Here is a 25,419-nt window from a genome sequence, read left to right as displayed (position 1 = left end):
CCCGTCGTGGGGGGGTGTGGGTGGGTGGGGTGGTGTCCGACAAAGACGCCGCCGTGTCCGGGCGCCTGGCACTCGCCCGCGCCCCGCGCGCCCTCCCCCCCCCCCCCCCCCCCCCCCCCACCGCCGGATGCCCACCGGCGAGTCACTCGTACGCGTCGGCTACCCGTACGCGTTGAACTCCGCGATCGACCACCAGGACGTGGAGCTGCCGGTCTGGGTCACCCGGATGTAGCGGGCGGCCTGCGCGGGGAACGCCGCCGTGACCAGCGCGGCGGAACCCGTGCCGGTGGCCACCGGGGCGCTCCAGGTGGTGCCGTTGGCCGAGAGCGCGACCTGATAGCCGCGGGCGTAGTCGCTCGCGCTGCCCGCCGAGTCCATCGTGATCTGGTCGACGGTGTGCGACGCGCCCATGTCGACGGTCACCGTCTGGCCGTTGGCCATCGGCGTGCCGGTGCTCCAGCGCGTCGACGAGTCCCCGTCCAGCATCCGCGCGGCCACGTCACCGCCGCCGGTCGCCGAGGCGGACGCCGTCCACCCCGTACGCGACAGCAGGGAGTGACCGCCGCCGCCGTTGCCCGCGGGGATGGTGGTCTGGCCGGTGAGGCGGATGTCGCGGGACGACGAACCGACGTAGACGGCGTTGGTGCCGGCCGCGTTGGTCCAGGCGTTCGTCCAGTACTGGAAGCTGCGCGCGTCCAGGGTGACCGAGACGTGCTGGCTCTGGCCGGGGTTGAGGCTGACCCGCTGGAAGCCCCGCAGACTCTTGGGCGGTTCACCCGTCGTGGCGGGCTGTCCGACGTAGACCTGCGCGACCTCGGCGCCCGCTCGCGTACCGGTGTTGGTGACGTCGAAGCCGACCGCCACATTGCCGTTCGCGTCAGGAGCGCCGACCGTCAGACCCGAGTAGCCGAAGGTCGTGTACGACAGGCCGAAGCCGAACGGGTACGCGGGCGTCTTGTTCTGCGAGTCGTACCAGCGGTAGCCGACGTTCACGCCCTCGCTGTACTGCACCGTGTTGTTCTGGCCGGGCCACTGCGCGGTGGTGTGCGCCGGGACGTCGGCGATCGAGGCGGGGAAGGTCACCGGCAGCTTGCCGGAGAAATTCGTGTCGCCGTACAGCAGCCGGGCGATGGCCGTGCCGTCCTCCTGGCCCGGATACCAGTTCTCGACGATGCCCCGCACCGCGTTGGCCCACGGCATCGTCACCGCCGAACCGCTGTTGACGACCACGACCGTGTTGGGGTTGGCCGCCGCGACATCGGTGACGAGCTGACTCTGCGCGGAGGACAGGTCGATGGACGACAGGTCGCCGCCCTCGGACTCGAAGTTGCTCACGAAGACCACCGCGAGGTCCGAGGAGCGCGCCGTCGCGACCGCCTGGTCGTGCAGCGACAGGCCCGGAATCTGCCAGCCGAGCGTGGCGTTGCTGCCGCCGCCCGCCTGGTAGTAGTCCACCTCGATGCTCACCGGCTGATTGGCCGTCAGACTGATCGTGCCCGTCCGGGTGGTCGGACCCTGGTCGAACCAGTTGTTGATGATCTGCTGGCCGTTGACGAACAGCCTGCTGCCGTCGTCGCTGTTGAGCGAGAAGGTGTACGTGCCGGTGGTCGGCGGGGTCAGCGTGCCGGTCCACTTCGCCGACCAGTTGGTGGTGTTGACCCCGGGGGCCGGGGACTGGCCGCCCCACACGTTGTCGACGGTCGAGTCCACCCGGCTCGCCACCACCGCGCCCGACAGGTCCTTGCTGTTGTGGTACTCGCCGTACAGGCCGCTGCCGGTGCCCTGCGACGGCTTGAGATACGTACTGCCGACCGGCGACAGCGAACCGTTCGCCGACGCGACGCCCTGCGCGTACGTCACCGTGGTGCCGCTGCCCGCACGGGACTTGAGGCCCTGGTACGGCGTGATCACATGCGGCGCGTTCACGCCCGCGCTGCCGCCGCCCTGCGTCATCGCGCCGGTGCCCGCGTCGTCACCGATCACGGCCATGGACTTGACCGACGAGGCGACCGGCAGCACCGAGGAGCCGTTCTTCAGCAGGACGCTGCCCTCCTCGGCGACCTGCTGCGAGATCGCCGCGTGCGCGGGGGAGGTCACGACCGCGTTCGTGGAGCCGTTGTTGGGGTTGTCGAACAGGCCCTGGCGGAACATCGACAGCAGGATGCGGCGCACATGGTCGTCGATCGTGGCCTGCGAGACCTGGCCGTTGTTCACCGCGTTGGTCAGCGCGGTGCCGTAGTAGTCCTTGCCCGGCATCTCCATGTCCAGGCCGTTGTTGGCCGAGGCGACCGTGGAGTGGGTGCCGCCCCAGTCGGAGGTGATGAAGCCGGTGAAGCCGAGGTCGCCCTTGAGCAGGCCGTTCTGCAACGGGCCGTTCTCGCAGGCGAAGGGGCCGTTGATCGCCGAGTAGGAGCACATCACCGAGTCGGCCTGGCCCTGCTTGACCGACGTCTCGAACGCCGGGGTGTAGATCTCGCGGATGGCGCGGTCGGAGACGATCGCGTTGTCCGAGGCGTTGTTGCGGTTGGTCTCCTGGTTGTAGACCACATAGTGCTTGACCTGGGCCATCGGGCCCTGGCTCTGGATGCCCTGGATGTCGGCGGCGCCCAACTGGCCCGCCAGATACGGGTCTTCGCCCATCGACTCGAAGGCGCGGCCCCAGCGCGGGTCGCGCACGATGTTGATCGTCGGCGCCAGCACCACATTGGTGCCCTTGCCCCACTGCTCCGAACCCAGCACCTTGCCGTAGTTCTGCATCAGCGCGGGGTCCCAGCTCGCCGCGCCCGCGACCGGGGCGGCCATCTGCGTCACGTCGTTGAAGCCGTCACCCGCACCGACCGGGCCGTCCTGAAGGTGCAGCGGCGGAATGCCCAGGCGCGTGTTCCCGTCCACGCACCCGACGTACCCGCACGACGCCCCGCCGTGCAGCATCGTCAGCTTCTCCGCCTGCGTCATCGCCGCCAGCAGCTCGTCGGCCCGCTGCGCGGGCGTCTGCGCCGTGTTCATCCACGGCTGCGTGGCGGCCTGCGCGGGACTTCGGCTCGCGGAGACAGCGCTTGCTCCGGTCACAAGTAAGAGCGCTGCCGCTATGGGCAGCGCCGTTCGTATCCAAGGACGTGTTCGACGCATGGGGGGACTCCTGTATGCGGCTCGACAGCGCGTGGGAGAGCGACGGAACGCACAGCCCGCACGACGCGTGGGGGCGCCGACAGCGGACTGCGCAAGCGACGATCGTCTCCCGCAGACCCCGTGTCAAGACTGACAGAGAGCGCTCTCCCGCCGCCGGCGGACGGTTGCGTGACGAGCCGTGCGGGAAAGCGCGCCCGGCGGCCTGGCGAGGTCAGGGAGCGGCGCCCTCGGACGGCTCGCAGGCCAGGCCGTCGTGATCGCGGTCGAGCTTCGGCCGATAGCGCGGATCGCCGCTCGGAATGTCGCTCGCGCCGTGGTCGTGCGCGTCCGTGCAGTCCTTGTACGTGGTCGCGGGCGGACCGGTCGTCTCTGCTCCCGAGCCCGGCACCGCGTGGACACTGGCCCCGGTGATCCGCCCGCCGTCGACGGAGTACGTGCCCTCGAAGGACTTGACGGTGCCGTCGGTCTGGGTGGCGTCCAAGTGGACGGTGACAGTGGTGGGGGTGCTGGCGAGGACGGTCACGACGTCTTCGGAGGTGGACGAGAAGCCGTTGACGAAGGCCGAGTAGGAGGAGCTGACGTTCTTGCCGCCGAGAGCCCACGCCCGGCCGAAGTCGCGGGCGTTGATCGCGGCGAAGTAGTCGCTGACGACCGTCGTCGGGTCCGTGGCGGTGGTGGTGGCCGTCGCTGTGGTGGTCGTCGTCGGAGCGGTCGGGGTGGGCGTGGGTGTCGCAGGCGGCGGATTCGGCGTCGTCACGGTGGTCGTCACCGTCGCTCCGGGCGCGCTCGGAGCGACGGTGACGCCCGCCGACGAGTTGCCGTCCGTGCTGCCGCAGGCCGCGGCCGTGGCCGCCGTGACGGCGACCAGCAGCGTGGCGGGCAGGAGTCGTACACGGGCCATGGGACTCACCTCGCGGGTGGCTGTCCCCTTGTCCCAGAGTGCGCCGCCCCGGCCGGTACCGCTCGCCGATCAAGGACGGACGCGCGCCTCAGCGGGTGCGGTCCTCGTCGGGGGCCGGTGGGGTGTCGGGGGTGTCCTCGGCCATGGAGCCGGGGCTGGAGAAGTCGGGGCTGGAGAAGCCGTGGGGGGAGATGCCGACCTCCTGGGGGACGAGGTCGTCGGCGGAGTCGGCCTCGTAGTCGGGGCCCTCGAAGGGCGGGACGACGTAGTCGGGCGGGGTGTAGTCGTGGATCTCGGGCGCGTCGGGGCCCGTGAAGTCGGGACTGGAGAAGTCCGGACTGGAGAAACCGGGGCTGGAGAAGTCCGGCGCGTCCGCGTCCTTACCGCCCGCGTCGCCGCTTCCGCCGCCGTGCTGTTCGTCGCTCATCTCGGTCCCCTCACGGCGGTCCGCACCGCCTGTCCGCGGAACGGAATGAACCCGGCCGCATCACCGTTGCCATGCACACAACGAACAGTACGAGACTGTACGAGCAGGAAGGTGTCCCATGAAGGTCCGTAATTCGCTGCGCTCGCTCAAGAGCCGTCCGGGCGCCCAGATCGTCCGCCGGCGCGGCAAGGTCTATGTGATCAACCGCAAGGACCCCCGCTTCAAGGCCCGTCAGGGCTGACCCCCGCGACCGGGGCGGAATGCCGGGATCCGCCCCAACTCCCCTGTATCGGGCATGAGCCGGTTGAGCGTGTCGTGCACCGAACAGGGTGTGCGACAGTATCCCTTGCCCGGGATCGGGCGGCAGTACAGGGCGCGCCGAACAGGCCCGGTGAGAACCGGACGGCGCGTTCGGAAACCGGCGTGGGGTGCGGGGCGTCCGTGCTGGTGGGGGTACCGGCGGGTCAGGGGGCCCGACCGGAGGTGCGCGCGCGGTGGAGGCGTGGGAATGAGTTCCGAGATCTACTTCAGCAACAACTACCGGGATCTGTGCCAGGAGCACGGCACGGGAGCGGGCTTCCAGTTCGAGTTCTCGTGCCGGCGCTGCCAGGACACCTGGCGCTCGGCCTTCGAGCCGTACACCAGCGGGCGGGTCGCGGGCTGGCTCGGCAAGGGCGTCAGCGCGGCCTACGGCGTGCTCGGCCGTGGCGGCTACGGCATGTCCAGCGCCGCCGACGGCCTGGCGGGCGCGGGCTTCGGCAGCGCGCGCGACAAGTCCTTCCAGCGGGCGATCACCAACGCCGAGGGCCACTTCAACCGCTGCCCGCGCTGCACCGACTACGTCTGCAACCGCTGCTGGAACGCCGCTCAGGGCATCTGCCTGACCTGCGCCCCGGACACCGCCGCCGAGGCCCTCGCCGCCCAGCAGCGCGGCCTCAACGACATGGTCTCTGAGCGCGCCTACACCGTGGGCCAGCAGAGCGGCCAGGCGTTCGACGTGACCGCCGCGCGCCAGCTCGTCTGCCCGCAGTGCGGCACGGAGACGCGGGGCGCCGCCTTCTGCTCCGGCTGCGGCCACCGGCTCGCCCAGCCCGACAACTGCGCCTCGTGCAGCGCCCCGATCCCCGAGGGCGCCGCCTTCTGCCCGGGGTGCGGCACCCGCCGCTGACGACGCGCGCCGCCACCCCCTCGCGTCGGCCGACGCGTGAGGGGGAGCGGCGCCATCAGGTGAGGGCCGCGCCAGGGGCGCTTACGCGTCCCGCGCGCAGCTCGCGCGCCCCGCACCACTGCTGATGAGCGTCAACTGCTCGCGCGTGGCCGGGGCGTGGATCGCGGGCGTGCCGTGGGCGCGCAGCCCCGCGAGGTGGATGTCCAGATGCCGCTGCCACGCCTCCGGCGCGACCGGGCCCGCGGTCTCCACGATGCCGCGCAGCGCCCAGGAGATGGCCATGATGTCGCCGAGCACGATGTCGGGACCGATCCGCCCGAACTCCTGCGCCTGGGCCAGGAGTTCGGTGATCAGGTCGCGCAACTGCTCGACGCAGGCCGCCTTGGAGTGGCCGACCGCCTTGACCGCGTAGCCCCGGTGGGTGCTCAGCGACTGGCCCATGGCCCGCAGATAGACCTCGAGCCCGGTGCCGTCGCCGAGCGCGAGCGCACGGCGCGCCTCGGCGACCAGCTCGCTGAGCATCTGCCCGACGATCTCCTCGACCAGCGCCTCCTTGTTGGGGAAGCGCCGGTAGACCGTACCGACGCCCACCCCCGCGCGCGAGGCGATCAGCTCCACGCTCGCCTCCGTGCCGAATTCGGAGACGACCTCACGCGCGGCCTCGATGACCAACTGCTGGTTGCGTACGGCGTCCCGCCGCATCGGCCGGTCCTGTGTGTCGCGCGCTGTCATCCGTCACTCCCGGTGGGTGCGGCCGTTCGTACGCCGGAGCTCACTCCGGCTTGTCACCCACGACCGTACCGCCGGGTACCACCGCCAACTCCGGATGCGCGGGCTCGTCCGCGAAATCCACCAGCCTGGTCTGCTGCCGGGTGACCGGGATCAGCATCGCGGCGAAGGCCGCGATCAGCAGCGCGACACCGAGCATCGCGAAGCCGTTGGTGTACCCCGACTCGCGCGGCAGGCCGTCGGCGGCCGGGTTCGAGGTGACGACGCTGGCCATCAGCGCAGCGCCGATCGAGCCGCCGATGGTGCGGATGTTGGCGTTCATGCCGCTGGCCACGCCGGTCTGCTCCGGCGGCACCGCGGCGACGATCAGGCTCGACATGGCCGAGAAGGCCAGGCCGAAACCGACGCCCATCACGCCGGTGGCGATGTACAGCTCCCAGGTCGCGCCGTGCGCGAAGGCGATCATCGCCAGCGAGACGGTGCCGATCAGCGAGCCGAGCAGGACGACGATCTTGCCGCCGATCCGCTGGGCGAGACGGCTCGCGCCCAGGCCGACGGCGAACATGGTCACCGACATCGGCAGCAGGATCAGGCCGGACTCGGTGATGCTCGATCCGAAGCCGTACCCGGTGGACTTCGGGGTCTGCACGAATTCGGTGAGGAAGGCGAAGGTCGCGTACATACCGACACCGAAGAGCAGCGCGACCAGGTTGTTGGTCCACACCGCGGGCAGCCGCATCATCTTCATGTCGATCAGCGGTACGGCGGAGCGCAGTTCGACCTGCACCCATGCGACGGCCAGGACGACGGCGGCGATCAGCAGGCCGATCACCTTGCCGGAGGCCCAGCCCCACACCGACGCCTGGCTCAGCGCGACCAGCAGGGCGACCAGCCAGCCGGAGAGCAGCACGGCGGGCAGCCAACTGATGCGTCCCGGTGTGCGGATCGGGGACTCGGGGACGAAGAAGTGCGCGGCCACGGCCGCGAGGATCGTCATGATCATCGGCAGCCAGAACAGCCAGTGGTAGTCCAGCACGCTGACGATGGGTCCCGCGAGGACGATGCCGAGGCCGGAGCCGACCGCGATCAGCGAGGCGATGGCGCCGACCGCGCCGTTCAGCTTCTCGCGCGGGAACTCGTCGCGGATGATGCCGAAGGCCAGCGGCAGCACACCGCCGCCGATGCCCTGGATCACGCGGGCGATGATCATCACCTGCACGTTGGACGCGAGCGCGGCCAGCAGCGAGCCGACCGCGAGGGCGGACATCGTCGCCACGAAGACGCGTTCCTTGCCGATCATGTCGCCGACGCGGCCCATGATCGGGGTGAATATCGACGCCGACAGAAGGTAGGCGGTCAGCACCCAGGTGACGGTGTTCTGGTTGGTGTGCAGGCTCTCCTGGATCGTCGGCAGGACGGGGGTGACCAGGGACTGCAACAGCGCGTAGGCGGCGACACCCGCCGCCAGGACCGCGAACGTGACCTGGTGGTGCGGTCGCCGGGTCTCGGACGCCATGGAACTCCTCAAGCTTGAACCGGAACGAACATTCCGTTAAGCCAGCAGAATATCGCATCAGGAATGACGCTTCCGTTTCGTGGAGGTCAGGTGTAATGCACACCTCACTTCGTCCCCGCCGGGAATAAACGGCGGAAACGCTGCCCCGAGGGCCCGTCCGCGTCGGCCTGCCGTCGCCTCCCCGATCCACCCGGGCGGCGGGCCGGGCGTTCGCCGCGACCCGGCGTCGCGCGGCTTCGCACGGCCTAAGGTGGCCGGATGTTCTCCGATCAGGGGCCGAGCTTCCGCGAGTTGGCGGTGCAGGCGCTCTCCTCCGTCGACCGCGGCTACGACCTGCTCGCGCCGAAGTTCGACCACACACCGTTCCGCACGCCCGATGTCTTCCTCGACGCGGTGGCGGGCGCTCTCGCGCCGCTCGGGCCCTTCGACGCGGGACTCGACGTCTGCTGCGGTACGGGCGCGGGCGTCGGGACGCTGCGGCCGCTGTGCGGGAAACGCGTCACCGGCGTGGACTTCAGCGCGGGGATGCTGGCCGCCGCGCGCGCCGCGTACACCGGCCGGGACACCGCCGAAGGACCGGAGCCGGAGTGGGTACGCGCCGACGTCCGCGCGCTGCCCTTCGACGCGGAGTTCGACCTCGCCGTCAGCTTCGGCGCCTTCGGGCACTTCCTGCCCGCCGAACGCCCCCGGCTGTTCGCCGAGGTGCGCCGCGCGCTGCGCCCCGGCGGGCTCTTCGCCTTCCCGGTCACCGCGCCGCCGCCCGTCGACTCGGCCCTGTACTGGGCACTGTGGGGTTTCGACGCCGGGATGCGGGTGCGCAATCTGGTCTGGCGCCCGCAATTCGTCATGTACTACCGGACGTTCCCGCTGCGCGGGGTGCTCGACGACCTCGCGGGGGCCGGATTCACCGTGACCCACACGGCACTTGAGGAGTTCGGCCGCCGCCCGGACGGCAACCCGCGCTGTCGGCTGGTGCTGGCCCGCAGCACCTGACCGGTACGGGGTCCGTACCCGGTCGGTGCCGCGGGCCGGGGCGCGGCCGGGGTCAGGCCGAGCAGCCGCTGTCGGCGATCACGTAGTAACCGGCCGCGGTCTCCTTCAAGGTGTGCGTGACGAAGACATTCCACAGCCCCATGTTCTGGTTGGAGCCGTTGGCGTACGCGTATCCGCCGCTCTGATGCGCGCGGCCCGCCGCCACCTGGGCGTAGTTGGTGGCGGTGAAGCACTGCCCGGAACCGCCGCCGCCCGACCCGGTGGTGGTCGCCGTGACCGCGCCGGACGCGGCGCCGACCGTCCCGGCAGAGTCGACCGCGGCGACGGTGTAGGCGTACGAAGTCCCCGCCGTCAGACCGCTGTCGGTGTACGCGGCCGAGGTGCTGGTGCCGACCTTGGTCCCGGCGCGGTAGACGGTGTACGAGGCGGCCCCGGTCACCGCCGCCCAACTCAGGCTCGCCGTCGTGTCGGTGGTGCCGGTGACCTTCAGCCCGGTGGGCGCGGGCAGCGCGCCCGTGCCGCCGCCGGAACCGGAGTCCAGGCCCCAGAAACGGGCGGTGTAGTAGCTGGAGCAGATCGTGTCGAGGTAGTACGCGCCGGTCGCGCCGCACTGCTCGGTGCCCGAGCCGGGGTCGACGGCCAGGCCGTGTCCCATGCCGGCGATCGAGTACATCTGCACGGCGGGCTTGCCGGAAGCGTCGTTGTACGTGGTCAGCGTGGTGTTGCCGGGCAGGCTCTGGGTGCTCGACGGGGTCTGGCCGATGCCCCACACATTGGTCCACTGGTCGCGCAGCTCGGTGGCGTTGACCGGGTAGACCGTGTAGTCGGAGGCGCCCTGCCAGATCGCCACCCGCGGCCACGGCCCGGTGTAACCGGGGTGGGAGGCGCGGACCTTGTCGCCCCACTGCGCCGGGGTGAGATTGAGGCTGCCGTACTGGCAACCGGAGGCCGCCGTCTGACTGGTGGCGCACTGCGCGGGCAGCCCCGAGTCCACCGAGCCGCCCGCGAAGACGTCCGGGTAGTCCGCCAGCAGGTCGGCGGTCATGCCGCCGCCCGCCGACAGGCCGGTGACGTACACGCGACGGCTGTCCGAGCCGTACTGCGTGACGGCGTGGCCGACCATCGACACGACGGACGCCGCCTCGCCCTTGCCGCGGGTGTCCTTCGCGGGGTCGAACCAACTGAAGCAGGACAGCGAGTTGTTGGCCGAGCTGGTCTGCGGCAGCACGAGCGCGAAGCCCCACAGGTCGGCGTACTTCTGCCAGCCGGAGTTGGCGAAGTAGTCGCTCGCGCTCTGCCCGCAGCCGTGCAGCGCGACCACGACGGGCGCGTTCGCGGGCAGACCGGCGGGTGCGTACTCGTACATCGCCAGATTGCCGGGGTTGGAGCCGAAGGACGAGACCTGGGTGAGACCGGCCGCGGCGGCCGGACCGGCGGTGACGACCGCGCCGAGGCAGGCGGTGAGCAGGGCGAGGACACCGAGGAGCGCGGTGGTCGCGGCGCGGGCGGTACGGGGGAGGGGCGAACGGGCGCTGCCGGGCGGCGGGTTGGGGGGCATGCGGACTCCTCGGGACGGGGGGCGGCTCACGGTCGGCGGACACCGTCACGTCGGACGACAGCGGTAGGGGGCGTTCCTGATGTGACGGGGACCACGTGTCGGCTGGACGGTAGAACCGCCGCGGCGGCCCCAGACACGTGAAGGACCGCCACCCCTGCGCGGCGGAAGTGGGGGCCGCCGCCATTGCGTCCGCCGCGCCGCGGTGCGCCCGGCGGCGCGGCCGGCCGGCCGCCGCCCGCGCCGCGCGGCCGTACCGGCATGGGCCCTGGAGGGCCCGCGCGACATGGCTGCGGACGCCACCTCGGGACGGGGAAGTATGGTCACCGGCCACGTGTGCGGGCCCCCGCATCGTTTCTAGCGTGGCGGCCATGGAGAGCACTCAGAGCCCCGGCGCCGAGGGGCCGCCCGCTGCGCCGCCCGCCGCAGTCACCCCCGACGACCCGCCCGGCGCGCGGTTCCTGGCCGGGCGGACCGCCCTGGTCACCGGAGCCGCCAGCGGTATCGGACGGGCCTGCGCGGTGGCCCTCGCCGAGGCGGGCGCCGCCGTCTACGTGGTGGACATCGCGGCGGACGCGGCCAAGGAAGTGGCGGCGGAGATCGGCGGCACCTGCTGCGTCACCGACCTCGCCGACCCCGCCGCCGTGGACGCGCTGCCCGACGACGCCGACATCGTCGTCAACAACGCGGGCCTTCAGCACATCGCGCCCGTCCACGAATTCCCCCCGGAGCGCTTCGCGTTGATCCAGCGGGTGATGGTCGAGGCGCCGTTCCGGATCCTGCGCCGCACCCTGCCGCACATGTACGCGGGCGGCTGGGGCCGGGTGGTCAACATCTCGTCGGTGCACGGCCTGCGCGCCAGCCCGTACAAGTCCGCGTACGTCGTCGCCAAGCACGGGCTCGAAGGGCTCAGCAAGACCGTCGCGCTCGAAGCCGCGCCGCACGGCGTGACCAGCAACTGCATCAACCCCGGCTATGTCCGCACCCCGCTCGTCGAGGACCAGATCGCCACCCAGGCCGTCGCGCACGGCATACCCGAGGCGGAGGTGGTGACCCGGGTGATGCTGGAGCGCACCGCGATCAAGCGGCTGATCGAGCCGGTGGAGGTCGCGGCGGCGGCCCTGTGGTTCTGCTCCCCGCACACCGGCTACATCACCGGGGCCTCGCTGCCGCTGGACGGCGGGTGGACCGCCCACTGACCGGCGCGCACCGAGCCGACCGTCGGGCCAGCCACGGGCCAATCACGGGCCGACCGCGAGCCGGCCACCGGGCGGTCCACTGATCCAGCCGTCGATCCGGCTACTGATCCGGCCACTGACCTCGCCTTTTACGGCGGCCGGTCGATAGGGTCGGCGTCTGCGGCGGCCGTCGTCCCGTCCCGGCGGGGCGGCGAGCCCCACCGCGCGTCCGTCGCACCAGCCGTGCGGCGCGACGGTCCCGACCGCCGCGCCGCACGGACCGTTCTTCGTCCCTCCGGCACGGTGACCCCTGATGTCCGCAGAATCCGCAGAACCCGCAGCCGTACCGGCGCCCGAGTCCGTAGCGGCACCGGCACCGGCACCCGCCCTCGGGCCCGCGGCCGAGCCCGCGCCCATCGCCCGCCATATGCGTCGGCTGCTCGAAATGGTCGCGGCCGACGCGCCCGCGGAGGACTTCGGGGCGGTCGCCGCGCAGGCGAGGATCAACGGGGCGGGCGCGTCCGACCTGTCGGAGCTGGAACAGGCCACCGGGATCGCGCTGCGGGTCCGCCGGGTGCTGCGGCAGCACCGCCGCCGCGAGACCGAACTCGCCGCGCTCTTCGACACCGCGAGCGACCTGGCCGCGCTCCGCGACCTCGACGCCGTCCTCCAGTCCATCGTGCGCAGGGCCAGGATGCTGCTCGGCACGGACACCGCGTATCTGACGCTGCGTGACGAGGAGGCGGGCGACACGTACATGCGGGTCACCGACGGCTCGGTCTCACCGCTCTTCCAGAACCTCCGGCTGTCGTACGGCGACGGTCTCGGCGGTCTGGTCGCGCTGACCGCCCGCCCGTACGCGACCCCCGACTACCGCACCGACGAGCGCTTCCGGCACACCGGCTCGATCGACGAGGGCGTGCTGGACGAGGGCCTGGTCGGCATCCTGGGGGTGCCGCTGCTGCTCGGATCGCGCGGCGCGGGCGGTCACGCGGGCGGCGCCGTCGGCAGCGACGTGATCGGGGTGCTCTTCGCCGCCGACCGCACCCCGCGCCCCTTCTCGCCCGACGAGGTCGCGCTGCTGTGCTCGCTGGCCGCGCACGCCGCCATCGCCATCGACACCGCCAAGGCCATCACCGACCTCGCCGAGGCGGGCGCCGTGATCCGCGAGCACGCCGCCGCGATGCAGCGCGCCGAGGAGGCGCACGACCGGCTCACCGACCTGGTGCTGCGCGGCGGCGACCTGTCGGAAGTGGCCGCCGCCGTCGCGGGACTGCTGGACGGCGCCCTCACCATCCACGACCCGGAGGGCCGACGGCTGGCCGCCGTCGGGCGCGGCGGCGGCGACTTCGACGGTCTGCCCCCGCAGCCGGCGGCCCTGGTCAGGCACGCCGCCGACTCGCACGCCGCGGCCCGCGCGGTGTTCCGCGACGGCCGCTGGACCTGCGCCGTGCTCGCGGGACAGGAACTCCTCGGCAGCCTCGTGCTGTACGGGCGCGAACGGCTCGACGACTCCGACCGGCGGCTGTTCGAGCGCGCCGGGGTCGTCACCGCGCTCCTGCTGCTGCTCAGCCGCTCCGTCGCGGAGACCGAGAACCGGGTGCGCGGCGAGCTGATCACCGACCTGCTGACCGCGGCGGGGCGCGACCCGGCCGGTCTCGTCGTGCGCGGCCGCAGGCTCGGTGTCGACCTCGACCGGCCGTGCCTGCTGCTCGTCGCCGAGACCGTCACCGCCTGCCACGACAAACTGCCGGGCGCCGCCGTCCAGTACCTCTTCGGCGGCGACGGCATCAGCGCCGAGCAGTCCGGCACCGTCGTCCTGCTCCTCCCGTACGACGGCGCACCGCCCGGCGAGGCCGCCAGGGCCGCCGTCGCCCAGCTCGGCCACCTGGTGGGCGCGCCCGTCACGGTCGCCGCGGGCGGACCGGCCGCGGGACCGCGGGCCCTGGCCGACGCCCACGCCGAGGCGCTGCGCTGCCTGCGCGCCCTCCAGTCGCTCGGCCGCGTCGGCGACGGCGCGAGCGCCGACGAACTCGGCTTCCTCGGCGTGCTGTTGGGCAACGAACGGGACGTCGACTCCTACGTCACCGCGACGCTCGGCCCGCTCCTCGACTACGACGCGCGACGCGGCACGGAACTGGTCCGTACCCTCGGCGCCTACTTCGCCTGCGGCGGCACCCTCACCCGTACCAAGGACGAACTCCACCTGCACGTCAACACCGTCGTCCAGCGCCTCGACCGCGTCCAGGCCCTCCTCGGCCCCGACTGGAACGCCCCCGACCGGGCGCTGGAGCTCCAACTCGCCCTCCGTCTGCACCTGTTGTCCACACCTCGCGGCTAGGGGCGGCGCCCGGCCGGGACCGCCTCCCGGCCGCGACCGCCTCCCGGTCAGCTCCTCTTCCGCGCCGCCGCGCGCAGCCGTTGCGGCAGACGGGCCACGCCGCCGGGCAGCACGTAGACGACCACGACGAACACCGTGCCGAGCAGGAACAGGGGCTGGGAGAGCGGGACCCGCAGGACCGAGGGCAGACCGGCGACCGAGCCGGAGCCCGCGAGGTCGCCGAGCCGGTGGTCGGCCCAGGTGTAGAGGACCCCGCCGATCAGCGGGCCCCAGCGCGAGCCGGAGCCGCCGAGGACGACCATCACCAGCAGCGACAAGGTGAAGTCGGAGGTGGTGGTCTGCGGGGTGGCGCCGCCGGTCAGCAGCAGATGGACGATGCCGCCGACCGCGGCCAGCGCGCCCGCCAGCACGAAGGCCGTCAGCTTGAAACCGTACGGCCGCAGGCCCAGCACCTCCACCCGGCGCTCGTTCTCCTTGATGCCCTCCCAGACCCGCCCGGTGGGGGAGCGGACCGCCCAGTGCACGACGGCGACAGTCACCACGAGGTAGGCGAGCGCGATCCAGTAGAGATTGACGGTGTGCTCGATGCCGACGAGTGACGCGGGCAGCCTGTCCGCGGGCACCGCCCGGCCCTCCTCGCCGCCGGTCACCCCGCCCGGGTCGCGCTCCACCAGGATCGAACCGGCCTGCGCGAAGGCGAGTGTGACCATCGAGAAGGCGATCCCGCTCACCCGCAGCGACACCGAGCCCAGCAGCGCGGCCAGCGCGATCCCGAAGAGCAGCCCCAGCACGGCGGCGGCGGCGAACGGCAGCCCGGCCTCGATCATGATGACGTCGGTGGCGTACGAGCCCGCGGCGAAGTACAGCGCGTGGCCGAACGAGAGCAGGCCCGTACGGCCGAGCAGCAGGTCGTATCCGGTCGCGAGCGCGCCGAACACCAGGCACAGCGCGAGGAGTTGAAGGCTGCCCGCGCTGCCGATCGGCCCGTCGAGCAGGCCCGGCAGCGGCAGCGAGCTGTACGGGGCCGCGAGCAGCGCGGCCAGGGCGGCGGCGGGCCACCAGCGGGTGACCCGGCGCAGTTGTCCGGCCGGCGCGGGCGCCGCCTGGACGCGCGGCTCCTCGCGGGTCGGGGTGGCGGTGGTCATGCGAGCCTCCCGGTGGCGCCGTGCGGCCGGAGCAGCAGCAGCGCCGCGAGCAGGACGACGACCGCGAGATCGCCGAGCCCCGACGCGGTGTAGTAGTTGGCGAACTGCTGGACGAGGCCCACGCCGACGGCCGCGAGCGCGGCGCCCGACACCGACCCCATGCCGCCCATGACGACCACGACGAAGGCGAAGATCAGCAGCGAGGTGCCCTGGCCCGGGTCGACCGAGCCGTAGTACAGGCCGCCCAGCGCGCCGCCGAGCGCCGCCGCGGCCCCGCCGATCGCGAAGACCAGGGTGAAGGCGCGCCGGACGTCGATGCCGAGCGCGGTGACCATCGCCCGGTCCTCGACCCCGGCCCTGACGACGAGGCCGTGCCGGGTGCGGCCGAGGAACAGCCGCAGCGCCAGCAGGACGAGCACCGCGGCGCCGATCAGCACCAGCCGGTTGACGGGGACGCGCGCGCCGAACAGTCCGAAGGTGCCGGACAGGGCCGCGGGTCCGGGGAAGGTGCGCGCGTCGGCGCCCCAGATCGCCGACAGCAGCGCGGGCACCGCGAGCCCCACCCCGACGGTGGCGAGGACCTGCTCGCGCGGCCGTTCGTACAACGGGCGGATCAGGGCGAGTTCGAGCACCATCGCGGCGACGGTGCCCACAGCGGTGCCGAAGGCGACGGCGAGGACGAAGCCGAATCCGCCGGAGCCCGCGCCCGGCAGATGCCCGGAGGCGGCCCACCAGGTGCCGTACGCGCCGATGGACAGCAGCGCGCCGTGCGCGAAGTTCAGCACGTCCATCAGGCCGAAGATCAGGGAGAGGCCGGAGGCCACCAGGAAGTACAGGGCGCCGAGGCCGAGACCGGTGGCCGTGAGCAGCACGACGGTCGACATCAGGCGCCCGCCTCCCGTGCCGCGGACGGCGGTGGGTACGACCCGGCCGCGGCCTGGACGTGCGTCCCGGCGGCGTCGGTGGCGGATTCCCTGGCGGGATCGGATGACACGGCCTCTGCCTCTCTCACGTGCGCGTCCGCGCCCTTGCGTCCGACGCCCAGCAGCCTGCGGGTCGCCTCGGGATCGGCGAGCAGGTCGGCGGCGGGGCCGCGGTGCGCGGTCCTGCCGTCCGCCAGCACCACGCAGTGCTCGGCGAGCCGCCGTACCATCGCCAGATTCTGCTCGACCAGCAGCACCGGCACCGCCTGCGCGGCCCGCTCCAGCACCCGCGCCACCTCGGTGACGACCTTCGGCGCCAGGCCCTTGGTGGGCTCGTCGGCGATGATCAGCCGGTTGCCGTTGAGCAGGGTGCGGCCGATCGCGACCATCTGCTGCTGCCCGCCGGACAGCGTTCCCGCGCGCTGCGCCGCCCGCTGCCGCAGCTCGGGGAACAGCTCGTGCACCAGCGCGTAGGCGGGCTCGCCCGCGCCGCGCCGCTCGGCCAGCCGCAGGTTCTCCGCGACGGTCAGTGCCGCGAAGACCCCGCGGTCCTCCGGCGCGTAGCCGATCCCTCGCCGAACCAGGGCGTGCGTGGCGAGCCGTACCGTCTCCTGACCGGCGAAGCGCACGCTGCCGGTGCGCGGCACCAGGCCCAGCACGCCGCGCACCGTCGTGGTCTTGCCCGCGCCGTTGCGGCCGAGCAGCGCGGTCACCCCGCTCGCGGCGACATCGAGGTCCACGCCGTGCAGGATGTGACGGCCGCCGATGACGACCTTCAAGTCCCTTACGGCCAAAAGGGGTTCGACGGTCACAGCGCCTCCCCGAGATAGGCCCGCTGCACGGTGGCGTCGGCCGTGACGGCCTGCGGGGTGTCGAGCGCGAGCAGGGTGCCGTGGTGCATCACCGCGAGCCGGTCGGCCAGGCCGAGCAGCACGTCCATGTGGTGCTCGACCATCAGGACCGTGCGGCCCTCGTCGCGGTGCAGCGAGCGGATCAGCGCGGTCAGGGCCGGCACCTCCTCGGCGCTGACCCCGGCCATCGGCTCGTCGAGCAGCATCACGCGCGGCTCGCCGACCAGCAGCACCGCCAGCTCCAGCTTCCGTTTCTCGCCGTGCGACAGCGCGCTCGACAGCGCCTCGGCGCGGTGCCCGAGCCCCGTGCGCTCCAGCACCTGCCCGACCTGCCGCGCGTATCCCGCGGCGCGCCGCCAGATCCGGTACGAGCCGCCGCCCGCCGCCTGGGCGGCCAGCCGCACATGGTCGGCGACCGTCATGCCGGGCCACAGACTGGACGTCTGGAACGTCCGCCCCAGCCCGCGCCGCGCCCTGGCCGGGACGCTCTCGGCGGTGATGTCCGCGCCGTCGAGCCCGATGGACCCGCGACTGGCCGGTACGAGACCGCTGATCAGGTTGAACAGGGACGTCTTTCCCGCGCCGTTGGGACCGATGAAGGCCAGGAACTCGCCCTCGCGCACCTCGAAGGACACCTCGTCCACGATGGTCGCGCCGCCGACCGACCAGCCCACGTCACGCAGCCGGAGTACCGGGGCCGTGCTCGTCACCGGTCAGCCCGCCATCTGCTTCGAGGGCGGGTTCACCGCGTCCTTGGGCAGCCTGCTGATCAGCTCCGGCTTCGCGGCGGCGCCCGTGCCGTTCAGCTTCGCCGTGAACATCGGCTGGAGCAGCGCGTGGTCCACCGCCCTGATCTGCTCGTCGCCCTTGGGGCCTTCGAACGACCAGCCCTCCAGCACCTTCGCCATCGCGGTCGGGCTGTCCGCGCCGCCCGCCTCCACCGCGTGCACGATCATCTGCGCGGCGGTGAAGCCGTCCGGGCTGAACAGGTCGGGCGTGCCGCCCGCCTTGGTGATGCCGTCGAGCATCGCCGTCTCCACCACGTTGTGCGCGGCGCCGGGGAAGTAGTGCGCGAGGAAGGAGATCTTGGACCCGGCCGCGCCGAACAGCGGGTACGAGGCGGTGCCCGCCAGGCCCGTCACGACCTTGGTCGAGGTCACCACGCCCTGCTGGTCGAGCGCCGTCCACAGCGCGGGCGCGCTGGCCCCGGCCCAGGCGACGAAGACCAGATCCGGCTTCTTCGACTTGACCTGCTGCGCGAACGGCGTCAGATCGCCCGCGCTCGGCGGCGCCAGCACCGAGTCCACGGTCGCGCCCTGCCCGCCCAGCACCTCCTTCACGGCGGTGACATTCGCCTGCCCGAAGGCGGAGTTCTGGGTCAGCACGGTGACCCTCTTGCCCTTGGAGTCGCCCAGCAGCGACCCGGCGGTGAGGATGTCCTGGTACGACTGCCTGCCGGAGCGGAAGGTGTACGCGTTCACGCCGGTCAACGCGTCGGTGGCGGCGGGTCCCGCGATGTACAGCACCTTGTTCTGGGCGGCCAGCGGGGCCAGTTGGAGCGCCACGCCCGAGTCGGTGGTGCCCGCGATGATGTGCGTGCCCTTGCCGATCAGGGTCTTGGCCGCGGCGACGGCCTTCGCGGGGTCGCCCGCGTCGTCCTGCTCGACCACCTCGATCCGGTGGCCGCCCGCCGTGCCCTTGCCGTGAGTGGCGTACGCCAGACCGGCGTTGAAGCCGTCCAGATACTGCTTGCCGTAGGCGGCCAGCGGCCCGCTGCGCGAGTAGACCAGGCCCACCTTGACCGCCGAGTCGCTCGTGCCGTCGGAGGACTTGGCGCTGCCCGCCGTCCCCGCGGCGCTGCATCCGGCGAGCAGCACACCCGCGGTCAGCACGGCCAGCGCCGGTACGGTCCGCGTACGGAAGGCGCCCGGCCCGTTCGTCGGGCGCGGCCGACGGGACGCGGCCGGTTCGCTCGAACGGCTCGCTCGGCTCGATCTGTTGGTGCTCGATGTGCTGCGACGCATGGCGACCGGCTCCCGGGGAGGTGGATTGTTGCGCAAACCGTAGAAGCGCCCCGCCGAACCGGACATGTGGGCGGCACACGCTCCTTCCCCGCGTGCCATGTCGACAGGGACCATGGCGGCGCCGCGGCGCCGTCGCAAAGGTGACAGGGCGGGCGCCAGGGGCCGGATCACGCCCGGCACGGCGGCCCGGCGCACCCTCAACTGACGCTCGACACACCCTCGATGACCCCTGCGGGGAAGGCGGACGCATGGACAAGGTGGTGGCCTCGGCCGCCCGCGCGGTGGCGGACATCCCGGACGGCGCGACACTCGCCGTCGGCGGATTCGGCCTGTGCGGCATCCCGTCGGCGCTGATCGCGGCGCTCGCCGCGGCGGGCCCGACGGATCTGCGGGTCGTCTCCAACAACTGCGGAGTGGACGACTGGGGACTCGGCCTGCTGCTCGGACTCGGCCGGATCTCGCGGGCGACCTCCTCGTACGTCGGCGAGAACAAGGAGTTCGCCCGGCGCTATCTGACGGGCGAGCTGGAGGTGGAACTCACCCCGCAGGGCACCCTCGCGGAACGGCTGCGCGCGGGCGGCTGCGGCATCCCGGCCTTCTACACCCCGGCGGGCGCCGGCACCCAGGTCGAGGAGGGCGGCCTGCCCTGGCGGTACGCGGCGGACGGCACGGTCGCGGTCGCCTCGCCGCCCAAGGAGGTACGGGACTTCGGCGGCGTACGCCATCTGCTGGAGGAGGCCATCACCGCCGACTTCGCGCTGGTCCGGGCGGCCGTCGCCGACCGGCACGGCAACTGCGCCTTCCACGCCGCCGCCCGCAACTTCAACCCGCTGTGCGCGATGGCCGGCCGGATCACCCTGGTGGAGGCCGAACGCATCGTGGAACCGGGCGAGTTGCCGCCGGACGCCGTCCATCTGCCCGGTGTGTACGTCGACCGCGTCGTGGCCGCCGATCCGACCGACAAACGCGTCGAGCGACGCACCGTCCGTACCGCCCACGCCACCTCCGACCGGGAGAACTGACCGTGCCACTCGACCGCGACCGACTCGCCGCCCGCGCCGCCCGCGAACTGCGTGACGGCCAGTACGTGAACCTCGGCATCGGCCTGCCCACGCTCGTCCCCGGCCACCTGCCCGCCGGGACCCAGGTGGTGCTGCACTCGGAGAACGGCGTCCTGGGCGTCGGCCCCTACCCGTACGACGGCGACGAGCACCCCGACCTGATCAACGCGGGCAAGGAGACGGTCACCGTGGCACCCGGCGCCGCGTACTTCGACTCCGCCGCCTCCTTCGGCATGGTGCGCTCCGGCCGGATCGACGTGTCGGTGCTCGGCGCCATGCAGGTCTCCGCCCGCGGCGACCTGGCGAACTGGATGATTCCCGGCAAGATGGTCAAGGGCATGGGCGGGGCCATGGACCTCGTGCACGGCGCCCGCCGGATCGTGGTGGTCATGGAACACACCGCCAAGGACGGCTCCCCGAAGATCGTCGGGGAACTGACCCTGCCCGCCACCGGCCGCCGCGTCGTGCACCGCGTGATCACCGACCTCGCGGTCCTCGACGTCACCCCCGAAGGACTGCGGCTGGCCGAACTGGCCCCCGGCGTCGGCGTGGAGGAGGTACGGGCGGCGACCGGGGCGGACCTGCTGGTGCCGGACGCGGTGGCGCGGGGCTGACTGACCGCCCTGCGCCGTACGGGCCGCGGCCCGGAGGATCAGCTCCGGGCCGCTGCCGCCGTGCGCCGTACCGCGTCCGTCAGGTGCCCGGCCACCAGGCGGGCGCCGGGCTCGCCGAGCAGCACCGAGTAGTGGTTGACGCCCGGGACGAAGTGCAGGGCGATCCCCTCCGCCACCAGGCCGCTCGCCGCGATCACCTCGGGCGTGTACAGCCCGGTCGGCTCGTCCGACAGCCCCCGCTCGGCCCACAACAGCCGGGTGGGGACGGTGATTTCGTGGATCGCGGCGAAGACGTCCGGGTTGCGCAACTCGTCCGCCGCGTCCTCGCGGATCGCGTCCGCCCGGCAGGCCGACCTCAAGTGCGGTGCCTCGCCGGTGAGATCGCGGTCGAGATACGCGGCGAGCAGCGGCCCGCCGAGCGTGCTGAACGCCGGGTGCTCCGCCCAGAAGGCGTGGTAAGCGGCCCGGTCGGCGAACTCTATCTCCAGCTTGCGCATCGCGGGTCCGACCACGGCGTGCAGCACCGCGTCGATGTCCACGCCCGCGGGTACGGGGAAGCCCAAGCCGCCGTCGACCAGCACGAGTTCGCAATAGCGCCCCGGATCGCGGCGCGCGGCGACGCACGCCGCGTAGCCGCCCATGGAGTGCCCGGCCAGGACCGCCCGTTCGACGCCGAAGCGGTCGAGCACGGCGAGCATGTCGTCGGCGTGCCGGGCCATCGAACAGGCGCCCGCCACCTCCCGGCTGAGCCCGCGCCCGCGCAGGTCGGGCGCCAGGATCTCGACCCCGTCGAGCGCTTCGGCGACCTGCGCCCAGGCCAGGCCGTTGCTGGCGATCCCGTGCAGCGCCAGCACCACAGGGCCGCCCGCAGTGCCCGGCCAGCGCCGTACCGCCAGCCGTCCGCCCGGCACCTCGACGCCGACATCCTCGAATTCCCGCATGCGCGCTCCCGCGATCCGCTCGCGCCGTCCCGTACGGCCCGAGCAGGATAGGGGCCGATCCGGCGGCCGGGCATGGGCGCGGCCCACACAGCGGGGGTTCAGGGTGTGTGGGCGGCGGTGGTCACGCCGTAACCGGCGGTCTGCCATGTGGCGCCGTCCGCCGCGACCGCGAAGCCCTCGGTGTCGGGGAGGGATTCGAGCCAGCGGCGGGCGCGGGCGGGACCCATCGCGTAGCCGGCGGTGGCGCGGGCGTCCGCGTCGGTCAGGCCGCGGCAGACCACGGTGAGGGAGGCGAGCGCGGGGGCGGGCGGCTGATGGGTGAAGGGGTCCAGGATGTGGCAGCCGCGCTCGGCGGGACCCGAGGTGGCGACGGCCAGTTCGCCGTCGGTGTGCACCACGCGGACCAGCGCGCCCGGCCGCAGCGGGTCGGCGACACCGATCCGCCAGGGGCCGCCGTACACCTGTACGTCGCCCCCGCCGTTGAGGCACACCGCGTCGGCGCCCGCGGAGGCCAGCATGGCGACGGCCCGCTCCACCGCCCACCCCTTCACCAGCCCGGTCGGGTCGAAGCCGCCCGCGTACCCCGTACTGAACCAGCCGTGACTGAGCCGTCCGGCCGTCTCGCACAGCGCCAGCACCTCCCGCACGTCGGGGGAGCAGGCCGACATCGTGAGTGTGCCGGCGGCGAGCCGGCTGATCTGGCTGTCGGGGCGGTAGGTGGAGAAGACCTCGTCGACGTGGTGCAGCCAGGCCGCCGCCGCGTGCAGCGCCGCCGCCACGCGGTCGCCGCCGCCCCGCACGTCGAAGGAGAAGACCGTGCCCATCGTGTGTTCCACCCGGCGCGGCCGGGCCCGCGTGTCGGACACGGTCAGACCCCCGCCTTGTCCAACGCGCTCTGGAGCGACCGCACATACCCCTCGCTGGTGTACGTCGCCCCGGACACGGTGTCGATCTTCGCGCTCTGCGCGGCCAGCGTCTCCTGGGTGAGCTGCGGGATCGCGAAGCCGGAGATCTCACCGTCCCTGGGGTTGTCGTTGGGCAACTGGACGGCCTTCACCGCGGTGATCCTGCCGCCGGTGAGGGTGAGCCGGAGCTGGACGGGACCGTAGCGGGTCTGCGCGGTGTCGCCGTCGACCGTCCTGGTGCCCGAAGTCCCCTTCGAGGACGAGCCGTTGGACGGGCCGTTGGAGGAACCGCTGGACGAGCCGGACGTCCCCGACGTCGCGGACGGCGCCGGTGCGGGGGCCGCGGAGCCAGCGGCCACGTCACCCGCGCTGGCCGTCGTGTGCGGCTTGAGGGTCAGCAGCAGCACCACACCGGCGAGGGTGGCCAGGGTGCTCAACAGGACGCGCCGCAAAGGGCGGGCGGGAAAGGCGCTCATGGACGGCTCTCACCTCGGTTCACCATCTGGCTCACGGCATGGTTCACGACATGGCTCACGGCATGGCTCACAGTTCGAAGGACTCGTGATGGATGTGGCGGGCCGGGACACCCGCCGCGCGCAGCGCCTCGTACGACGCCCGCGCCATTCCGGGCGGCCCGCACAGGAACACGTCGTGCCGCGCGATGTCCGGCAGCGTGGCGCGCAGGGTGTCCGCGCTGAGGACGGGCCGCCGGCCGTCGGGCGCGTTGACCGCGAAGTGCAGACGGGCGCCGCGCACGGCGGCGATCCGCTCCAGTTCGCCGCGCAGCGCCAGATCGGCCTCGGTGCGCGCCCGGTAGACCAGCGTCAGGTCGCCGGGCCCCGCGGGCAGCGACTCGAACAGCGCCCGCAGCGGGGTCACCCCGACCCCGCCCGCGAGCAGCAGCACCTTCTGCCGGGTCCTGCGCTCTGCGGTCAGCGCGCCGTACGGTCCCTCGGCCCAGATCCGGGTGCCGGGCCGCAGTCCGGCCAGCGCCGTACTGTGCTCGCCCACCGCCTTCACGGTGATCCGCAGCAGGTCGGGACGCGGCGCGGCGGACAGCGAGTACGGGCTGGCCGTCCACCACAGGCCCGGCGTCAGGAACCGCCAGCGCAGGAACTGCCCCGGCCGCGCCGCCAGTTCGGGCAGCCGCCGGCCGCGTATGAGCACCGACACCACCCCCGGCGCCTCCCGTACCACCGACGCCACCCGCAGCCGGTGCCGCAGATTCAGCCGCTGCGGCACCAGCACCCGGTACCAGAGCGCCGCCGCCGCGACACCGAGGTACAGCGCGTACCAGAGCCCGCGCGCGACCGTGCCGCCCGCGAAGTCCGCGCCGAGCGCGAGCTGGTGCCAGAAGGCCAGGAAGATCGCCAGATACGTCAGCAGGTGCAGGTAGTACCAGGTCTCGTAGCGGACCTTGCGGCGTACCGCGCGTACCGACACCGCGCCGACGACCAGCAGGAGCAGACCGCCGATCGTGCCCTTGAGCATGTCCGGATAGGTGAACACCACCGTCCATGTCTCGCCGAGGACCGAGGCGTGCGCCTGCGCCGCGTAACCCCAAAGGATCAGCGTGATGTGCGCGATCAGCAGGCAGACGGTGTAGCGCCCGGCCATCGCGTGCCAGCGCGCCACCCGGTCGCTGCCCACCCCCTGCTCAAGGGCGGGAATCCGGGCCATCAGGCCGACCAGCAGCGCGCAGCAGTAGCCGGTCAGCAGCCCGGCGATCCGGCCCGCGCCGATCAGCCAGCCCGCGGGGCCGACGACCGACGACGTGTCCTGCCACCACAGCGCGATCACCGCCGCCGCGCCCGCCCAGCCCAGGGCCAGCACCACGACGGCCGGTGACCGCCTGCCGGGATACGTCACCGCGTGCCGCGCGGTGGTGCGGGGGCTGTGGGTGCCGCTCATGTCGTGCCGCTCACGGTGGTTCCCTTCCTGGTCGTACGCTTGCCACTGTGCGGGCGGAATCTCTGAGCCAGCTCTGAATCGGCGCCCCGGCCGCGGACTCACAGGTGATCCAGAGGCTCACGGCGGCCCGCGAGACCCGTGGTGACGGCGCCGCGCGGGCGGCTCGCTCACCGATCGGCGACAGGACCCACACGACCCACACGACTCACAGAGAACGCAGAGGCGCCCGCCCTCGCCGCGCGACCGCCCGCCGGGCGATGCTGGAAGGACCATGGACATCACAGACAGCGCGGCACCGCACCCCCTCGCCCACCCGGACGGCTCCCCGGTCCGGGTCCTCGTCGTGGACGACGAACCCGACCTCGCCGAAGTGCTGTCCGGTGTCCTCGCCTACGAGGGCTGGCAGGTGCGCACCGCCGGTGACGTCGCCTCCGCGGTCGCCGAGGCGCGGGCCTTCCGTCCCGACGCGGTCGTGCTCGACGTGATGCTTCCCGACGGCGACGGCCTGTCCGTACTGCGCCGGCTCCGCGCGAGCCAGCCCGAGGTGTGCGTGCTGTTCCTCACCGCGCGCGACTCCGTCGAGGACCGCATCGCGGGCATCACGGCGGGCGGCGACGACTACGTCACCAAGCCGTTCAGCCTGGAGGAACTGCTGGCCAGGCTGCGCGGACTGCTGCGCCGGGCGGGCATGACCAGGGCGCGCGGCGACGCGGCCGTCCTCACCGTCGGCGATCTCGTCATGGACGAGGACGCGCGGGAGGTGACGCGCGGCGGGGCGGTCGTCGAGCTGTCCCCGACCGAGTTCGAGCTGCTGCGGTACCTGATGCGCAATCCGCGCCGGGTACTGAGCAAGGCGCAGATCCTCGACCGCGTGTGGTCGTACGACTTCGGCGGCCAGGCGCATGTGGTCGAGCTGTACATCAGCTACCTGCGCCGCAAGATCGACAGCGGGCGCGAGCCGATGATCCACACGGTGCGCGGCGCGGGCTACCTGCTGAAGGCGCCGCCGTGGTGAGGCGGCCGTCGCCGCGCACCGGCCGTCGCTCCACGCCGCTCGCTTTCGCGTCGCGGGTCCTCGTACCGCGCACGCTGCGCGCCCGGCTCACC

General features: G+C 72.9%; 23 protein-coding genes. 8 read left to right on the top strand and 15 right to left on the bottom strand.

Annotated elements, in window-relative coordinates; all coding sequences use genetic code 11:
- Positions 1 to 159: 159 nt before the first annotated feature.
- The 3 genes from ACZ37P_RS18025 to ACZ37P_RS18015 all read right to left on the bottom strand — a co-directional run bounded on the left by ACZ37P_RS18025 (position 160) and on the right by ACZ37P_RS18015 (position 4,457).
- A complete protein-coding gene (locus ACZ37P_RS18025) occupies positions 160 to 3,006 on the bottom strand; it encodes a glycoside hydrolase family 3 C-terminal domain-containing protein (RefSeq protein WP_467347287.1) in 2,847 nt (948 codons plus the stop codon).
- Between the two features lie 334 nt (positions 3,007 to 3,340).
- The gene (locus ACZ37P_RS18020) at positions 3,341 to 4,030 is read right to left on the bottom strand and encodes an excalibur calcium-binding domain-containing protein (RefSeq protein ID WP_467347285.1); all 690 of its coding nucleotides are present in this window, start codon (positions 4,028 to 4,030) and stop codon (positions 3,341 to 3,343) included.
- An 88-nt stretch (positions 4,031 to 4,118) separates the two neighbouring features.
- On the bottom strand, positions 4,119 to 4,457 hold the full coding sequence (locus tag ACZ37P_RS18015) for a hypothetical protein (RefSeq protein ID WP_401722540.1): 339 nt from the start codon (positions 4,455 to 4,457) through the stop codon (positions 4,119 to 4,121).
- 118 nt (positions 4,458 to 4,575) lie between these two features.
- On the opposite strand from ACZ37P_RS18015, the gene ykgO reads away from it, so the two are divergent.
- Entirely contained in the window at positions 4,576 to 4,698 is a 123-nt protein-coding gene (gene ykgO / locus ACZ37P_RS18010) for a type B 50S ribosomal protein L36 (protein WP_188285404.1), read from the top strand.
- A 267-nt stretch (positions 4,699 to 4,965) separates the two neighbouring features.
- Positions 4,966 to 5,625: a zinc ribbon domain-containing protein gene (locus ACZ37P_RS18005; RefSeq protein WP_355345949.1), complete on the top strand. Its 660-nt coding sequence runs from the start codon at positions 4,966 to 4,968 to the stop codon at positions 5,623 to 5,625.
- An 81-nt stretch (positions 5,626 to 5,706) separates the two neighbouring features.
- Here ACZ37P_RS18005 and ACZ37P_RS18000 read toward each other — a convergent pair whose 3' ends face one another.
- Both ACZ37P_RS18000 and ACZ37P_RS17995 read right to left on the bottom strand, forming a co-directional pair.
- On the bottom strand, positions 5,707 to 6,357 hold the full coding sequence (locus tag ACZ37P_RS18000; RefSeq protein WP_391045581.1) for a TetR/AcrR family transcriptional regulator: 651 nt from the start codon (positions 6,355 to 6,357) through the stop codon (positions 5,707 to 5,709).
- Between the two features lie 40 nt (positions 6,358 to 6,397).
- Positions 6,398 to 7,870: an MFS transporter gene (locus ACZ37P_RS17995; RefSeq protein WP_355345956.1), complete on the bottom strand. Its 1,473-nt coding sequence runs from the start codon at positions 7,868 to 7,870 to the stop codon at positions 6,398 to 6,400.
- 258 nt (positions 7,871 to 8,128) lie between these two features.
- Between ACZ37P_RS17995 and ACZ37P_RS17990 the strand changes: the two genes are divergently transcribed.
- The gene (locus ACZ37P_RS17990) at positions 8,129 to 8,863 is read left to right on the top strand and encodes a class I SAM-dependent methyltransferase (RefSeq protein WP_467347281.1); all 735 of its coding nucleotides are present in this window, start codon (positions 8,129 to 8,131) and stop codon (positions 8,861 to 8,863) included.
- Positions 8,864 to 8,915: 52 nt separating this feature from the next.
- On the opposite strand, the gene ACZ37P_RS17985 is transcribed toward ACZ37P_RS17990, so the two are convergent.
- Entirely contained in the window at positions 8,916 to 10,421 is a 1,506-nt protein-coding gene (locus ACZ37P_RS17985) for an extracellular catalytic domain type 1 short-chain-length polyhydroxyalkanoate depolymerase (protein WP_467347279.1), read from the bottom strand.
- 368 nt (positions 10,422 to 10,789) lie between these two features.
- On the opposite strand from ACZ37P_RS17985, the gene ACZ37P_RS17980 reads away from it, so the two are divergent.
- Positions 10,790 to 11,617, top strand: coding sequence for a 3-hydroxybutyrate dehydrogenase (locus ACZ37P_RS17980; protein ID WP_467347277.1), 828 nt, complete (start codon positions 10,790 to 10,792; stop codon positions 11,615 to 11,617).
- 406 nt (positions 11,618 to 12,023) lie between these two features.
- Positions 12,024 to 13,937, top strand: coding sequence for a helix-turn-helix domain-containing protein (locus tag ACZ37P_RS17975; RefSeq protein ID WP_391045659.1), 1,914 nt, complete (start codon positions 12,024 to 12,026; stop codon positions 13,935 to 13,937).
- 47 nt (positions 13,938 to 13,984) lie between these two features.
- Here ACZ37P_RS17975 and ACZ37P_RS17970 read toward each other — a convergent pair whose 3' ends face one another.
- Genes ACZ37P_RS17970 through ACZ37P_RS17950 form a run of 5 tightly spaced genes read right to left on the bottom strand, consistent with a single transcriptional unit; the run spans position 13,985 to position 18,880 of the window.
- Entirely contained in the window at positions 13,985 to 15,082 is a 1,098-nt protein-coding gene (locus ACZ37P_RS17970) for a branched-chain amino acid ABC transporter permease (RefSeq protein WP_467347276.1), read from the bottom strand.
- On the bottom strand, positions 15,079 to 15,966 hold the full coding sequence (locus ACZ37P_RS17965; RefSeq protein ID WP_355345971.1) for a branched-chain amino acid ABC transporter permease: 888 nt from the start codon (positions 15,964 to 15,966) through the stop codon (positions 15,079 to 15,081). Before ACZ37P_RS17965 ends, ACZ37P_RS17970 begins: the two co-directional genes overlap by 4 nt.
- Positions 15,966 to 16,817 carry an ABC transporter ATP-binding protein gene (locus ACZ37P_RS17960; RefSeq protein WP_401854177.1) on the bottom strand — a complete coding sequence of 284 codons (852 nt, stop codon included), beginning with the start codon at positions 16,815 to 16,817 and terminating at the stop codon, positions 15,966 to 15,968. The genes ACZ37P_RS17965 and ACZ37P_RS17960 overlap by 1 nt, the downstream gene beginning before the upstream one ends.
- Positions 16,814 to 17,566 (bottom strand): ABC transporter ATP-binding protein, encoded by a 753-nt coding sequence (locus tag ACZ37P_RS17955; protein WP_391162146.1) that lies wholly within the window; start codon positions 17,564 to 17,566, stop codon positions 16,814 to 16,816. Before ACZ37P_RS17955 ends, ACZ37P_RS17960 begins: the two co-directional genes overlap by 4 nt.
- Positions 17,567 to 17,569: 3 nt before the next feature.
- Entirely contained in the window at positions 17,570 to 18,880 is a 1,311-nt protein-coding gene (locus ACZ37P_RS17950; RefSeq protein WP_467347273.1) for a substrate-binding domain-containing protein, read from the bottom strand.
- Between the two features lie 248 nt (positions 18,881 to 19,128).
- Here ACZ37P_RS17950 and ACZ37P_RS17945 point away from each other — a divergent pair, with 248 nt between their 5' ends.
- Together ACZ37P_RS17945 and ACZ37P_RS17940 are read left to right on the top strand one after the other, a co-directional pair.
- Positions 19,129 to 19,902, top strand: a complete 774-nt coding sequence (locus ACZ37P_RS17945; RefSeq protein ID WP_391045555.1) for a CoA transferase subunit A — start codon at positions 19,129 to 19,131, stop codon at positions 19,900 to 19,902.
- 2 nt (positions 19,903 to 19,904) lie between these two features.
- Positions 19,905 to 20,555: a 3-oxoacid CoA-transferase subunit B gene (locus tag ACZ37P_RS17940; protein WP_355345986.1), complete on the top strand. Its 651-nt coding sequence runs from the start codon at positions 19,905 to 19,907 to the stop codon at positions 20,553 to 20,555.
- Positions 20,556 to 20,593: 38 nt separating this feature from the next.
- Here the strand turns inward: ACZ37P_RS17940 and ACZ37P_RS17935 are convergent, their stop codons facing one another.
- The 4 genes from ACZ37P_RS17935 to ACZ37P_RS17920 form a co-directional block, all read right to left on the bottom strand.
- Positions 20,594 to 21,496 carry an alpha/beta hydrolase gene (locus ACZ37P_RS17935; RefSeq protein ID WP_467347270.1) on the bottom strand — a complete coding sequence of 301 codons (903 nt, stop codon included), beginning with the start codon at positions 21,494 to 21,496 and terminating at the stop codon, positions 20,594 to 20,596.
- Positions 21,497 to 21,594: 98 nt separating this feature from the next.
- Positions 21,595 to 22,320 carry an FAD:protein FMN transferase gene (locus ACZ37P_RS17930; protein ID WP_401722755.1) on the bottom strand — a complete coding sequence of 242 codons (726 nt, stop codon included), beginning with the start codon at positions 22,318 to 22,320 and terminating at the stop codon, positions 21,595 to 21,597.
- A 44-nt stretch (positions 22,321 to 22,364) separates the two neighbouring features.
- Entirely contained in the window at positions 22,365 to 22,877 is a 513-nt protein-coding gene (locus tag ACZ37P_RS17925; RefSeq protein ID WP_467347268.1) for an FMN-binding protein, read from the bottom strand.
- 67 nt (positions 22,878 to 22,944) lie between these two features.
- Positions 22,945 to 24,312, bottom strand: coding sequence for a ferredoxin reductase family protein (locus tag ACZ37P_RS17920; protein WP_355345995.1), 1,368 nt, complete (start codon positions 24,310 to 24,312; stop codon positions 22,945 to 22,947).
- Between the two features lie 271 nt (positions 24,313 to 24,583).
- Here ACZ37P_RS17920 and ACZ37P_RS17915 point away from each other — a divergent pair, with 271 nt between their 5' ends.
- Positions 24,584 to 25,327, top strand: coding sequence for a response regulator transcription factor (locus ACZ37P_RS17915; protein WP_355345998.1), 744 nt, complete (start codon positions 24,584 to 24,586; stop codon positions 25,325 to 25,327).
- The last annotated feature ends 92 nt before the right edge of the window (positions 25,328 to 25,419 follow it).

It is taken from the genome of Streptomyces sp. NPDC024632, from assembly GCF_055559175.1.
This window is presented reverse-complemented; position numbering and strand designations above follow the sequence as displayed.

What these genes read in the sequence shown, in the direction of transcription:
- ACZ37P_RS17965 (WP_355345971.1), bottom strand. Translation starts at nt 15,966, where the DNA reads ATGTCGACCGTCGTGCTGCTCACGGCCACCGGTCTCGGCCTCGGCGCC.
- ykgO (WP_188285404.1), top strand. Translation starts at nt 4,576, where the DNA reads ATGAAGGTCCGTAATTCGCTGCGCTCGCTCAAGAGCCGTCCGGGCGCC.
- ACZ37P_RS17990 (WP_467347281.1), top strand. Translation starts at nt 8,129, where the DNA reads ATGTTCTCCGATCAGGGGCCGAGCTTCCGCGAGTTGGCGGTGCAGGCG.
- ACZ37P_RS17995 (WP_355345956.1), bottom strand. Translation starts at nt 7,870, where the DNA reads ATGGCGTCCGAGACCCGGCGACCGCACCACCAGGTCACGTTCGCGGTC.
- ACZ37P_RS17945 (WP_391045555.1), top strand. Translation starts at nt 19,129, where the DNA reads ATGGACAAGGTGGTGGCCTCGGCCGCCCGCGCGGTGGCGGACATCCCG.
- ACZ37P_RS17970 (WP_467347276.1), bottom strand. Translation starts at nt 15,082, where the DNA reads ATGACCACCGCCACCCCGACCCGCGAGGAGCCGCGCGTCCAGGCGGCG.
- ACZ37P_RS17975 (WP_391045659.1), top strand. Translation starts at nt 12,024, where the DNA reads ATGCGTCGGCTGCTCGAAATGGTCGCGGCCGACGCGCCCGCGGAGGAC.
- ACZ37P_RS17920 (WP_355345995.1), bottom strand. Translation starts at nt 24,312, where the DNA reads ATGAGCGGCACCCACAGCCCCCGCACCACCGCGCGGCACGCGGTGACG.
- ACZ37P_RS18020 (WP_467347285.1), bottom strand. Translation starts at nt 4,030, where the DNA reads ATGGCCCGTGTACGACTCCTGCCCGCCACGCTGCTGGTCGCCGTCACG.
- ACZ37P_RS17925 (WP_467347268.1), bottom strand. Translation starts at nt 22,877, where the DNA reads ATGAGCGCCTTTCCCGCCCGCCCTTTGCGGCGCGTCCTGTTGAGCACC.
- ACZ37P_RS17980 (WP_467347277.1), top strand. Translation starts at nt 10,790, where the DNA reads ATGGAGAGCACTCAGAGCCCCGGCGCCGAGGGGCCGCCCGCTGCGCCG.
- ACZ37P_RS17950 (WP_467347273.1), bottom strand. Translation starts at nt 18,880, where the DNA reads ATGCGTCGCAGCACATCGAGCACCAACAGATCGAGCCGAGCGAGCCGT.
- ACZ37P_RS17930 (WP_401722755.1), bottom strand. Translation starts at nt 22,320, where the DNA reads ATGGGCACGGTCTTCTCCTTCGACGTGCGGGGCGGCGGCGACCGCGTG.
- ACZ37P_RS17985 (WP_467347279.1), bottom strand. Translation starts at nt 10,421, where the DNA reads ATGCCCCCCAACCCGCCGCCCGGCAGCGCCCGTTCGCCCCTCCCCCGT.
- ACZ37P_RS18015 (WP_401722540.1), bottom strand. Translation starts at nt 4,457, where the DNA reads ATGAGCGACGAACAGCACGGCGGCGGAAGCGGCGACGCGGGCGGTAAG.
- ACZ37P_RS18005 (WP_355345949.1), top strand. Translation starts at nt 4,966, where the DNA reads ATGAGTTCCGAGATCTACTTCAGCAACAACTACCGGGATCTGTGCCAG.
- ACZ37P_RS18025 (WP_467347287.1), bottom strand. Translation starts at nt 3,006, where the DNA reads ATGAACACGGCGCAGACGCCCGCGCAGCGGGCCGACGAGCTGCTGGCG.
- ACZ37P_RS17915 (WP_355345998.1), top strand. Translation starts at nt 24,584, where the DNA reads ATGGACATCACAGACAGCGCGGCACCGCACCCCCTCGCCCACCCGGAC.
- ACZ37P_RS17935 (WP_467347270.1), bottom strand. Translation starts at nt 21,496, where the DNA reads ATGCGGGAATTCGAGGATGTCGGCGTCGAGGTGCCGGGCGGACGGCTG.
- ACZ37P_RS18000 (WP_391045581.1), bottom strand. Translation starts at nt 6,357, where the DNA reads ATGACAGCGCGCGACACACAGGACCGGCCGATGCGGCGGGACGCCGTA.